This is a genomic window from Bradyrhizobium ivorense (assembly GCF_900696085.1).
GTDB lineage: Bacteria > Pseudomonadota > Alphaproteobacteria > Rhizobiales > Xanthobacteraceae > Bradyrhizobium > Bradyrhizobium ivorense.
Genome location: NZ_CAADFC020000009.1, coordinates 48,735 through 60,569, shown reverse-complemented (window position 1 = coordinate 60,569; position 11,835 = coordinate 48,735). Strand labels below are relative to the sequence as shown.

Sequence of the window (11,835 nt, the reverse complement as noted above, 5' to 3'; positions counted from 1 at the left end):
TCGTTGTTTGACGTCACTCATTCGGGAGAGCTTCGGCTAATGCCCGACATCGATCCGATCGCCGCGTACATATTCGATACCGAACTCGTGTGGTGAACCGGAGAACGCCTTCGGCGTGATGCGAGACGCGCGCTTGATCAGAAGACCGCCAACACGATCGCATGACTGAGCGCAGTAAACACCTGCATCAACCACGGCAAGCGGCGCAGCCGCCCTACACCTATCTGCCGCTTGAATGCGTTCCATCAAAACAATTGATTTTTCCGATCCTGCATGAAGCCCCCATAAAGGGTTGCGGTCTTTGGAGGCAGCATTCAAGAATGTGGTGTGACGTTCGATTCTCTGTTCAATCCCTTGCCGGTCAATTCGACTTTGGCAATCGCGCGTCTGCATCCATGACGCTAAGCCCCACGGGTCAGATCAACGCATCTTGCCGCCAGCCATAGTCTGCCTGCCACTCGCCGGGTGTGAGGCGATCCGGCAATCCCACGCTTACGCGCGCTATGGCTTCCCCTTTAACGCGCAGCAAGAACGACTGCCTCACGCCATCGTTGCGGGTCCGCCTGCGCCTCGTACGATTTGGAGAGACGAAATGCTCACGACGTTGGAGAAAGTAAGACCGACCGCGATCCTCAAACCTATGACCGTGTCCAGACTGCGTCGCCGTCGCTTCAAGACGCGCACAAGTTTGAGGGTACGTGTAACCAACTGTTAAAGACACTTGAATCTCACCTAACGTCAGATTGTAGGATTTCCGACAACCTCGCGACACACAACAGCGCTCGCGCGAACACTTCCTGACAGGTAGCAAGAATTGCGAACGTCTCTCAAACTCAACGCCGCGCCGCTTCGCTCCGCCACGCGGATCGATCACTCCTGTCGACGGCGTGTTCTCAACACCGCTCACGTTCAGCGCAAAGGAATCGGTTCCACCCCTGCTGCAGCCGGATCAGGATTTAGCAGTTGGGCAGAAAGCGGGGTATGTTTACCTCGCGCTGTGAGTGCACCACGTAACCACAAATTCGCGCTTCGATCATTCCGCCGCCGCTCATCCAAGATGAGATGCAGTTGGCGCAATGACCTCAATCAGAGGCGTCGTAGCCCCGATGAGCGGCGCCCCTATCTGCCTCTCATTCACTACTGTCGATGGGGCGCAGCATCCGACGCGGCAAAACATCGGGATCGTTGGCGTACTGCATGTCTATCGCCGGCTAGGGAGCGATTTTCTCAATAGCCGGGAGGCGCATCGATCTGTTCGTCGCACATCGCGGCTCTGGAGGCATCGTCCAGACGCTTAGCGTGAAATTATCATTCACGCGGAAAACCTTGCCTTATCGTGACTTGGCGACGCCACAGGCTCGACAGCATAGCAAGATTGACCGCGAGACTGGGGCAAGGTGGGGAGTTCCAACAATGTCGGTTTCGCCAGGCTGGTCAACCACAAATCCATCCGCTCGCTCCTGCGCTTGGGCTTCGATTGCGCGCTCTAGCGCTATTATGATCGAAGACGGCTACTCCGTGCGTGCAGACATCGCTGCGATCGATGCGCAGATCCGCCGATCTGCTGCAACTGCTTGCGGCCTCGTGAATGATTTCGCGATTCTTCCCGTCACAAGGGGCCTGCTCGGCATCGCCGACGACGCATGCCGTCGCCGTCAGGTCATCGCATTTTTCAATCTTATAAAAAGGAAGTCAGCGGGATTGATCGCCCGCCACCACGCTCCGCTTCATCGCTGCCACACTTTGGCGCACACGCCAAAGCGAACGTCTGTCAGTTTCGTCGAACCTCTAGGTCAACCGTGACGCACTTAAGGTCTGGGCGTGGATGGACGAGAGGCGATGACATGCGAATTCTCCTGGTTGATCATCATGCGGACTTTGCCCGTGCTGTGAAGGAAGCGCTCCTTTGTTGCGGGTTCGCCGTTGACGTGACACGCACGCTGGATGAGGCGGCGGCCGCGCTGGATTGCGCCAACTACCACATTCTTTTGCTCGAATTGGTGCTGCCCGATGGAGACGGCTTGGATTGGCTGAAGCAGCTGCGGCGCGAGGGACGCTCGATGCCGGCCATTATGATGAGCAGTCTCAATGATCTCGGCCGGCGGATTGCGATTTTCAATGCGGGCGCGGACGATTTCCTCCCGAAACCCGTGTCGACAGACGAACTCATCGCACGCATGCGGGCCATTCTGCGGCGGTCGACGCAAATGACGGCGCCGCTCGTGACATTCGGCAATCTGCATTTCGACCCCATTGCAAGGCAAGTCGCGGTCGGCGGTCGGATACTGAAGATCGCTCGCCGCGAAGTGTGCATTCTTGAGCATTTGCTCAGCCGTGCCGGACGCACCGTGCCGCGCGCATCGCTGGAGGATAGCCTTTATGCGTTCGACGATGAGGTCTCGACCAATGCGCTGGAAGTCGGGATCTATCGCTTGCGCACGCATTTGAGCCAGTCGGGTGCAACGCTCAGGATCAAGACCGCGCGCGGCGTCGGTTACACCCTTGAACTCATTGGCGCAGCCTCGGCTGCCTGACCAAATCGAACTTGAAAGCAACAATCCCTTGAAGGTCATCTACAATGCTGCCGGCGCTGATGAGCCGTCGACGGTCGCCAGGGCGTCGCGCACTGCCGTGTTATCTCGCCTCTGCTACGTCCTGTGCGGACTTGCTCTGCTGTTTCCAGCTGCTGCGGCAGCCGAGATCAAGCGGGATGGCAAAGGAGAACCGCCACGCGCGGCGCCCGGCGGCACCTCCGGCACGCTGAACCTGACTTCTTCACAGGGCAAGACAGTTCATCTGACCGCTGCGGCGGCGAGCATCTTTGTTGCCGACCCGACGATTGCGGATTATCAGGCGCCGTCGAACACGACGATCTTCGTGTTTGGTAAGAAATCCGGACGGACCAGCCTCTTTGCCCTGAACGAAAACGGCGAGGCTCTCGCCGAGCTGCGCGTGGTCGTTACACAGCCGATCGAGGACCTGCGAGCAACGCTTCGAGCCGAGGTCGGCGACTATCCGATCCAGGTCAGCTATACCCCACGCGGCGCTATCCTAAGCGGTACGGCGCCCAATGCCGAGGTCGTCGAGACCGCCAAGAAGGTCACCGAGCAGTTTCTTGGGGCGGGGGCGCTGGTCGTCAACAAGATCCAGGTCGCCGGCTCGTTGCAGGTGAACCTCAGCGTACGGGTCGCGGAAGTCTCCCGCAGCGCCGTCAAGGATCTCAATATCCATTTCACCGCATCTAGCCCGAACGGCGCTTTTCTGATCAGCGGTAAAGATGGCGGGTCCGGGGCGGCCGGCGGCGGCGGCACGATCGGCATCGGGTTTAGCGCCGGCAATACCAACCTCAGCGCTGTTCTCGATGCGCTCGCCAGCGAACACCTCGCCTCGATCCTGGCTGAGCCGAATCTGACGGCGATGTCCGGCGAGTCCGCAAGCTTCCTGGCCGGCGGCGAATTCCCCATTCCTGTGATGCAGGATAATCGCCAGGTTTCGGTCCAATTCCGCCAGTTCGGCGTGAGCCTCGAATTCGTTCCGACGGTTCTCAACAATAATCAGATCAATGTCCGTGTGAAGCCCGAAGTCAGCGAACTGTCGAGCGAAGGCCAGATCAAGATCAATGGCATGGAAGTCCCCGCCCTCTCGACGCGGCGGGCCAGCACCGTGGTCGAGCTCGCCAGCGGTCAGAGCTTTGCAATCGGCGGACTGATCAGGCGCAACTTCAACAACGACATCGGCGAATTTCCCTGGCTCGGCGACGTGCCGATCCTCGGCGCGCTGTTTCGCTCCTCATCGTTTCAAAAGCGCGAAACCGAACTTGTCATTATTGTCACGCCCTACATCGTGCGGCCCGGATCGAACCCGAGCCGGATTAGTGCGCCGAGCGATCGCATCGCACCGCCGTCGGACACGGGCCGCATTTTGACGAACACGCTGGCGCGGCCGCCAAAAGACCGCGATGCGCCCCGCACCAGCGCACCAGGATTGACCGGCAGCGCCGGCTTTATCATCGAATGAGGATCGTCAAATGACCTTGCGACGTCTGTGCCATTTGATCGTTATGGCGGCAACACTAGGTGGATGCGCAAATAGCGCTTCGGTCCGTTCCGAGCCAGCTGAGCAAGCGATCCAGGTGGAGCAGAAAAGCAACGTCTTGTTCCTGCAGAGCCTTCGTGGCTCTGAAAGGCATCGGCTGCGGAGTTTCATTGCGAGTGCCAGTGGCGGCCGGCGGGATGCACTCCATGTCGATGTCAGCGGCTCACCCCGGCTTATTGCACAAGTGGCCCACGAGGCGCGTGCCATGGGCATTGCCCCCTATAACATCCGCCTGGCCGCCTCCCCGCTCGATCTGCCCGCCCGTTTCGGGGTACGGATCGAGGCGATCACCTTTGAAGCCCATCCTCCTGTCTGTCCGTCGCTTTCCATCGTCGGGCCTGCAGTAAACGACAATTCATTCGATCCGACGCTCGGCTGCTCGACCAGAAACAACCTGGCAGTCATGGTCAACGATCCACTCGACTTGCTGGACAATCGATCTGTCATGACAGGTAGTGGCGATCGCGCCGCCATTCCTGTTGCCAGCTACGGCACCTTCGCCCCGCCCAACAAGGACAAAGGGGAAGATGGAGCGAGCAACAGGGCGACACTGGAAGCCCCTCCTCGATGAGGGGGCCGCCACCTAGCGCCACCGTCAAGATGATCTAGCGTTTTTTCCGATCCGATGGATTGGGAACGGTTCTCTAGATTTTCGGTCTGACGCGTTTTCTTCACGCGAACCGGTACCCGCTTCGCTCGAAAGCACTCTAGACCAGCCCGCCAGCGTAAAGTGCTTTTGCGACCGCCTCGAAATATTGCGAAGGAACCGGGTTGCCGAGCCTTGCTTTGCCGAGCAGCTGTCGCGCCAGGACGTCCTCATCCACGATCTTGAGGCCCAGCGCGCGCGCCTCGCCAAGCAATGTGGAAGCAGTTTCGCCCTCGCCACGGCAGACCAGGACCGGCACGCCGGTTTCGCCGCGAACATAGCGCAGCCCAACCAAGGTTGTGGCCCCCCTTAGGATCAGGTTGGCGCGATGAACGCCAAGCGGAGCCTCGTTCGCGGATTCCTGGCGCAGACGCCGGTGTTCGCGTTTCACCTGCGGATTGCCTTGCTGTTCCTTGTTCTCGCGCTTGGCCTCGGTTTCGGTCATGCGCATCTCCTGCAGGAACAACCAGCGCTGGATCAGAAGATCAGTCAATCCGCCGACGAGAAACGCCCCGGCCGCAATCCCGGCCAGCAGCTTGACCTCGGTGAAGACTGTTCCGAGACAGCCCATGCCGCAGACCGGCAAGTACACCAGCGCTTTCCAGCTTGCGGTCACTGTGAGGAAAAAGCACGTCCCGAGGAGCACCACCTTAACCAGCGTCTTGCCAAGCTCGATGGCCGATCGTTTCGATGCGATCCGCGCCAAGCCTTTGAAGGGATCCAGTTTCTCAAGTTTCGGTTTGAGTGGCTCCAAAGCAAACATGAAGCCACCATTGGCCAGAACATTAGCCAGAAGGGCAGCTGCCACGGCAGCCGCGAGTAAAGGCCCGACCGTTGCGATCGAAAGTTCCAGTAAGCCGCTGAGCGCCTGCGGAACAGCGCTCGTAAAAGGCTGCTCCTGCAGTTTGTCGATCAGCCGGACTGTTTCATGCCACTTGTCTTCGATCGCTCCCGCTCTCCACCACAGACAGGAAAAACCGGCGCAGGCGCTGACCCCGCTCACCAAATCCGAACTGCGCGCGCTCTGCCCCTTCTTGCGTGCATCGCGCAGCTTCTTCGGTGTCGGAGGAAGCTTTTTCTCCTCGCTCGTGCCGCTCATTTCAAGAGCTTCTTGAAATGCTCGAGCACGTTGTTCGACGTCAGGATTTCAGCTCCCGCATATTCGAGGAGATAGACGGTGTAGCTGACCATGATGACGCCGAAGGCGACATTCTTGATCGTAGGCGAAAGATCGTTCAGCTTGAGCTGCGATGCAAAGCGGCCGAGCATCATGACCGACACGTCGATCAGCAACAGCAGGGCCAGCACGGGCCCGGCGACCAATAGCGTCGTCAGCATGATATGATCGAGAAGGGTGAGGCATTCCATTGCCCCTTGTGCCGTGACCGCAGGCAGGAACTGATACACGGGCCAGATCAGATAGCTGCCATAAAGGCTGCTCACCATGGTCTGAAGGCCGCCGACCAGAACGAAGATCGTGACCGCAGTGACACCGAGAAAAAGCCCGGTTCCCGACGCCTGGCTGTGCGTTGCAGGATCTTCCGCCGCGACCTGGCTCGAGATTCCTCTCTGGGTATCGATGATGTCGCCGACTGCCTGGATGCTCCATAGCGGAATGCTGAGCAGGATGCCGAGCAGAAGGCCGACGAAGACCTCCTTCAAACCGAGCATGGTGACATTGAGCAGGCGCGTGTTCGGGTCGAGCGTCTCCAGGCCCAGCTTGATCTGCGCGAGGCACGGTAGTCCGATCGCTATCGTCAGGCTGCCGCGAATCAGGCCGCTGATACGCGGCCGCGTAAAAACGGGAAGCACAAGCATGATGCCTAAGGCGCGAGCCGCGCTTAGGCCGGTTGCCGCGACAAGTTCGATGCCGCCCTGGACGAGAGCATGCGCATCGGTGGGTGACAGGCCAGCCATCCAGATCCCGCTAGTATCTTGCGGTGAGTGCAGGAAACTCGCTGAAAATGCGCTCGGCCTGTTCGATGAGCGGTGCACTGAGCACAGGAGAGAAGCCGGCGAGCACGGCGACGACGACCAGAAGCTTCACCGTCAGGGGCAAGGTTTGATCCTGGAGCTGGGTTGCCGCCTGGATGAGGCCAATGATCAATCCCGAAATCAAAGCTGCGAGGAGCGGCGGCAGAACCCAGATCATGAAAAGCACGAGCGATTGGCTCAGGTGCATGAGGATGCTGGCTTCGTTCATTGTCAACCTCCGGGCGTCGTGTAGCTTAGTACCAGCCCGTGCATGAGACGTGACCAGCCGTCGATGGTGACAAACAGAAAGAGCTTGAAGGGAACAGATATTACTGTCGGCGATACCATCGACATCCCCATGGCCATCAAAATCGTCGTGACGATCAGGTCGATGGTGATAAAGGGAAGATAGAGAAGAAAGCCGATTTCGAAGCCGCGCTTGAGCTCCGAGATCAGGAACGACGGCACAAGAATCACAAAATCATCAGCCGTGGCACTGCCGCGCATCTCCTCCGACCAGACATGTTCGGTTGATGACAGGAAAAACCGACGCTGCTCTTCATTGGTGAACTTCTTCAGATGGGCGCGCAGCGGCTCCTGCCCCTCCTTGGCGGCCGTCACCCAGTCATCGAACGTTTGGTAGCGGAGTTGCGGATCCGTCAAGCGGTTGTAGGTCTGCTCGAACACTGGCGCGCTGATGAAGACCGTCAGGATCAGTGCCGCCCCATACAGGACAATGTTGGGCGGTATTGATTGGGTTCCGAGCGCGTTGCGTACCAGGAAAAGCACAACGGAGACCTTTATGAAAGCGGTCGTTGTAACGACTGCGAAGGCGAGCAGGCCGAGTCCGACCGTGATCGCAAGAAGCGCCAGGATGCTGGGTTGAATCTCAGTCATTGACCGCCAACCTGCCGCGTAACCTGACGGCAAGTTCCTCGCCGATCCGCACGATATCGCCGCGGCCGATACGCTGTCCGTTGGCAAGAATATCGACGGGGCCGTCAAGCGAACGGCCGAGTTCGAACACATGGCCTTCGTTGATGCTCCGCAAGGTTCCAATCGACATCGGCCAGCGGCCACATTCGAATACGAGCGTGATCTCGAGACTGTCGATATCGGCCTCGGAGGGGAGCTGTTGTGTCGTCATGTGTCTACTTTTCAAGGGGTGGGATTGCGAGCGGAATGGCCCCCGCAGGACGAGCCTTTCGCCGGCGATCTCGGCAGGAGCCCACAATGCGCCCGCAGTGAGGATGACCTGGCCTCGAGCAAGCGGAATAGCGTCCGGCAACAGCGCATCGCCTCGCTGTGCCTGACGAACAAGGCCGATCGTGATGCGGAGCGAGCCAACTTGGCCTGCGACAATGACAGGCAGTTCAGAACGAAGCTTGGGCGTCTGTCGCGGCAATCGGCCAAGCAGTTCGCCCAGGACGCTGAACGCTGGTGGAACCAGAGCGTCAAGAGACGAGAATAAAAGCAGGCGAGCCTTGCTCGTGAGCTGACCATAGGCGACGTCGAATTCCAGGTATGGACCTGATGTCGCCGCTTCATCGGTGCGGAGAAGCTGCAAATGCCGCTGCATCAGTCGCTCCAGTGGAGCGAGCAACGGCTCTAGCGCAAGTTCAAGGACCAGCGAACGCGTCGGCTCGGAAGGTAAGCTCAGGCCGTTCTGTACGGTCGCAACCAGCGCTTCAGCAAGCGGGACGGGCAAGGACAGGACGAGCATTTCGCCGCCGGCGTCAAAGACGCAATCGAGCATCGATGTCTCAGTCGGCTCGACCTGCCAGACAAGCCGATTTATACGCAGCGATAGCGGCTTATCGCCGAGACGGCTTTGCAGAGGTCCGCGAAAGACTGCGATCTCATTGAGCCAAGAGACCACAGCATGCGAGAGGGTCAGTTGCGGTCTGAATGGCACCGATCCATCCGGCCTCTGGGTCGCAGGCGGCGCCTGCCCCTCACGGCACGCTGGCGCTAAGGTAGGAGTATCGGCCATCAGCTCGGCTCGCCTCCCCTTTGGTTGGGCGCACCTCTGCGGTAGCGAAGCAACACCTCATCATCGGCTTCGATTTCCGCCGCGGCTTCAACATGAGCATTGGTGCTGCGCTCAACGTCACGCTCGATCTCTTGCCATTTGTGGCACGCCGCCGAACGTTTGGCCCAAAGCGTCCGCGCCTCACGGACTGCTGTCTCGGCCTGATCTTGAGCGGTGCGCGCCTCGTCAAGAATTCGCTGGGCCGCCGCGATGTCCTCTGTGAGCCGCCCGATGATGAGATGATGGCGGCGCTCGAGTTCGCTGACGGATATCGCATCGTCCGATAACATCTGCCGATAGAGCTCGGCTTCGACCCTTGCACGGTGTCTTTCGGCATTTGCAAGCTGCTCGCAAGCCTGTGCGACGGCCTCACCTGCGATGCGGCGCTTGGCTTCCATGTTGGACAGTTCATGAAGGGCACTCCGCTCCCTCATGTCCTTCACCAGCCGCAATTTCGACGCATGAACACCGTTCAAGCGGTAAGACGCGACATCCATGCCACCGTCTCCTCAAAATTGCATGCCTCGTCCTGTCCCTGGCACAGGAACGTTCGCAATTCCTCGATCGAGGCGATCGCCCGGTCGGTCAGGGGATCGGAGCCTTGCTTGTATTCGCCGACCTTGATCAAGAACTCGGCCTCGGCGTAGCGCGAGAGCAGATCACGGAAGAAGGAAGCGGCCTTGCGATGCTGAACAGACACGATGGCATCCATGACGCGGCTTCGGCTCGACAGCACATCGATTGCCGGAAAATGTTCTCGCGAGGCTAGCGCACGCGAGAGAATGATATGCCCGTCGAGAATGCCGCGTGATTCTTCGGCGATTGGGTCGCCTGTGCCGTCACCTTCGACAAGCACGGTATAGAAGGCCGTGATGGAGCCATGCTCACCCATGCCGGCCCGCTCCAACAGGCCCGGCAGCAGCGCAAAGACGGAGGGTGGAAATCCGCGCCGAGTCGGAGGCTCTCCTGCGGCAAGACCGATTTCGCGCATCGCGCGGCTAAAGCGCGTCAAGGAATCCATCATCAGAACGACGCGCAGCCCCTGATCACGAAAATATTCGGCCAGCGCCGTCGCCATATGGGCGCACTGCGCCCGCTCCATGGCCGAACGGTCGGAGGTCTCAACAACGACGACCGAGCGGCGGAGCGCTTCGCCAAGATGGCGCTCAATGAATTCACGCACCTCTCGGCCGCGTTCACCGATCAACGCGACAATCGTGACGTCGGCGGCTGCACCCTTGACGATCTGCGACATCAGTGTCGACTTGCCGCACCCGGCGTCTCCATAGATTCCGATCCGCTGGCCTTCTCCACATGTCAGGAGCCCATCCAGGACACGAACGCCGAGCGGAAAAGGCTGTTCGATACCGCGCCGTTTCATGGGGTTGGGCGCCTTGCCGCGCAGCGGGCGCACTTCGCCAGCCTTTATTGGGCCCTTACCATCGAGCGGACGACCGAAACTGTCGATCACGCGGCCGAGCAAATCGGGGCCGACCGGCACTTCCTGCATTCGGCCGGTCGTGACGACTTCCGCACGGTTGGACAAGCCGACCACATCACCGATCGGCGTGAGTAATACCCCGTCCGGCAACAGACCGATCACCTCGGCCTCGAGCGACCATCCGCTGCGGGGATCCTGCAAGAGGCATAGTTCCCCAACCCGGGCCTCCGGCAGGACAGCATGGAGCAGTGTACCGATCGCCCGCGTGATCCGACCGCGGACGGCACGCGTGTCGATATGCTTAGCGGAATATCTCAAGGATGAGAGTGCGGCGTGGACGGCCCCTTCTTCAGACGCAGCATTATGCGTCGGTCGTTGCGTGGTCATGGCTCACCTTCCTGCGGAGGCAAGCCAAACCCCAAATGAAGCGCGCGGAGCTGCGCGGCAAGTCCGAGGTCGACATTGCCAAACTCGCTCCACAAAACGCATTGGTTCGCCGCGAGCGCCGGATCCGGCTCGATCCTGACCTTGGGCCGGCCATCCTGTCCGTTGTAGGCTGCGAATTCTCTGGCAAGCAGATCGGCCTTTAAGGGCGATACGTGAAGGCACACTTCCGTGTTCTTGTATTTTTGCTCGATCGCGTGACGAACACTGCGCACCAGCATCTCGCCCGGATCAAAGGCGCCAAGTAAATCGCGCACGATCTCAATGACCAGTTCGGGCAATTGCTGCTCCAGAACGGCCTTTCGCTGCGCGAGTTCACACGCAGCCTGCGCAATCAGCCGCGTCATTTCCTCTGCGCCCGCCTTGACGCCTTCGGCATGGCCGCGCCCCCGTTCCCGCTCATAAGCTTTGCGTCCCCAGCTGCGAACACGCTGCAGGTGCCGTTCGGCAGCGGCCCGCGCGTCTACGGCGTCATACCAAATCTTGAGCTCGGCTGCCGGGATCAGGGGTCCAAGCGGGCAGATCTGCGGGGTCACGGGCAATGCTGGGACGTCGACTGTCATACCGTGACAGCCTCCGCCCGCAAATGGGCGATAACCAAGGAGAGCAGCGGGCCTGCGGCACAACGGTGCTCAGCCGCCGGATTCTCCGCAGCGGTCCCAACGGGCAGGCGTAGAAGCACGCGGATACGGTCGAGCGCTGGAGCCTCGTCGAGCCAGGCGCCAAGACAGGCATGTCCATCATGTTCAATCTGTCGCAACAGGTGTTCCGGATCGGCAATGGTCGATGTTGCGACCGCACTGGATAAATGCCGGATGGCGAAAGCATGCGCTTCAGCGCCGATCATTTTGACCAAAATTGACAGATCGTGCTTTGAAACCAGCGTCAGGACGGAGCGTGCATGCCAGATACTGCCGGCGAGGAGGGCAGCCCGCCGCGGATCATGCCCGAGCAAAGGATCCTCGTTCCAGCCAGCTCCGCTCACATCGACTTCGTGGCCGACCAACAGTGCGGCCAGTCTTGGCTGCAGCCTAAAACTCTGCTGTAGTCGAAGCAACGTGGCATGCGACAGCAGCGGATCAAGACAGGCAGCAAAACGGCTCGGATGGATCGAGGCAGTAAGCTCGCGCAATCGATCGGAAGCCAGCGTGAACGAACGATTGGGTTCAGTGGGAGACATTGATACCGACACGAGCGTCCTGG

At 59.8% G+C, this 11,835-nt stretch carries 14 protein-coding genes; 4 read left to right on the top strand and 10 right to left on the bottom strand.

The features are described 5' to 3' along the window. Positions 1–36 precede the first annotated feature (36 nt). A complete protein-coding gene (locus CI41S_RS43410) occupies positions 37–393 on the bottom strand; it encodes a hypothetical protein (protein WP_172628016.1) in 357 nt (118 codons plus the stop codon). A 1,104-nt stretch (positions 394–1,497) separates the two neighbouring features. Between CI41S_RS43410 and CI41S_RS12765 the strand changes: the two genes are divergently transcribed. Genes CI41S_RS12765 through CI41S_RS12750 form a run of 4 tightly spaced genes read left to right on the top strand, consistent with a single transcriptional unit; the run spans position 1,498 to position 4,666 of the window. Further along, complete coding sequence (locus tag CI41S_RS12765) at positions 1,498–1,803, top strand: hypothetical protein (protein WP_139481132.1); 306 nt, start codon at positions 1,498–1,500, stop codon at positions 1,801–1,803. Positions 1,804–1,844: 41 nt separating this feature from the next. Continuing rightward, complete coding sequence (locus CI41S_RS12760) at positions 1,845–2,534, top strand: response regulator (protein ID WP_139481133.1); 690 nt, start codon at positions 1,845–1,847, stop codon at positions 2,532–2,534. 28 nt (positions 2,535–2,562) lie between these two features. Beyond that, complete coding sequence (locus tag CI41S_RS12755; protein WP_139859374.1) at positions 2,563–4,017, top strand: type II and III secretion system protein family protein; 1,455 nt, start codon at positions 2,563–2,565, stop codon at positions 4,015–4,017. Positions 4,018–4,027: 10 nt separating this feature from the next. Then, entirely contained in the window at positions 4,028–4,666 is a 639-nt protein-coding gene (locus CI41S_RS12750) for a CpaD family pilus assembly lipoprotein (RefSeq protein ID WP_139481135.1), read from the top strand. Positions 4,667–4,802: 136 nt separating this feature from the next. On the opposite strand, the gene CI41S_RS12745 is transcribed toward CI41S_RS12750, so the two are convergent. The 9 genes from CI41S_RS12745 to CI41S_RS12705 all read right to left on the bottom strand — a co-directional run bounded on the left by CI41S_RS12745 (position 4,803) and on the right by CI41S_RS12705 (position 11,812). Continuing rightward, positions 4,803–5,840 carry an EscU/YscU/HrcU family type III secretion system export apparatus switch protein gene (locus tag CI41S_RS12745; RefSeq protein WP_139481136.1) on the bottom strand — a complete coding sequence of 346 codons (1,038 nt, stop codon included), beginning with the start codon at positions 5,838–5,840 and terminating at the stop codon, positions 4,803–4,805. Beyond that, positions 5,837–6,658: a type III secretion system export apparatus subunit SctT gene (gene sctT, locus CI41S_RS12740; RefSeq protein WP_139859372.1), complete on the bottom strand. Its 822-nt coding sequence runs from the start codon at positions 6,656–6,658 to the stop codon at positions 5,837–5,839. Before sctT ends, CI41S_RS12745 begins: the two co-directional genes overlap by 4 nt. A gap of 10 nt (positions 6,659–6,668) precedes the next feature. Beyond that, complete coding sequence (locus tag CI41S_RS12735; RefSeq protein ID WP_016844749.1) at positions 6,669–6,944, bottom strand: EscS/YscS/HrcS family type III secretion system export apparatus protein; 276 nt, start codon at positions 6,942–6,944, stop codon at positions 6,669–6,671. 2 nt (positions 6,945–6,946) lie between these two features. Continuing rightward, positions 6,947–7,612 (bottom strand): type III secretion system export apparatus subunit SctR, encoded by a 666-nt coding sequence (sctR, locus tag CI41S_RS12730; RefSeq protein WP_028343882.1) that lies wholly within the window; start codon positions 7,610–7,612, stop codon positions 6,947–6,949. Next, positions 7,605–8,594: a type III secretion system cytoplasmic ring protein SctQ gene (gene sctQ / locus CI41S_RS12725; RefSeq protein ID WP_139859891.1), complete on the bottom strand. Its 990-nt coding sequence runs from the start codon at positions 8,592–8,594 to the stop codon at positions 7,605–7,607. Before sctQ ends, sctR begins: the two co-directional genes overlap by 8 nt. Positions 8,595–8,707: 113 nt before the next feature. Next, positions 8,708–9,244, bottom strand: a complete 537-nt coding sequence (locus CI41S_RS12720) for an HlyD family secretion protein (RefSeq protein ID WP_139859370.1) — start codon at positions 9,242–9,244, stop codon at positions 8,708–8,710. After that, positions 9,220–10,575, bottom strand: a complete 1,356-nt coding sequence (gene sctN, locus CI41S_RS12715; RefSeq protein ID WP_139859368.1) for a type III secretion system ATPase SctN — start codon at positions 10,573–10,575, stop codon at positions 9,220–9,222. Before sctN ends, CI41S_RS12720 begins: the two co-directional genes overlap by 25 nt. Continuing rightward, positions 10,572–11,195 carry a type III secretion system stator protein SctL gene (sctL, locus tag CI41S_RS12710; protein ID WP_139859366.1) on the bottom strand — a complete coding sequence of 208 codons (624 nt, stop codon included), beginning with the start codon at positions 11,193–11,195 and terminating at the stop codon, positions 10,572–10,574. Before sctL ends, sctN begins: the two co-directional genes overlap by 4 nt. Continuing rightward, entirely contained in the window at positions 11,192–11,812 is a 621-nt protein-coding gene (locus CI41S_RS12705) for a nodulation protein NolU (RefSeq protein WP_139859363.1), read from the bottom strand. Before CI41S_RS12705 ends, sctL begins: the two co-directional genes overlap by 4 nt. Positions 11,813–11,835 lie beyond the last annotated feature (23 nt).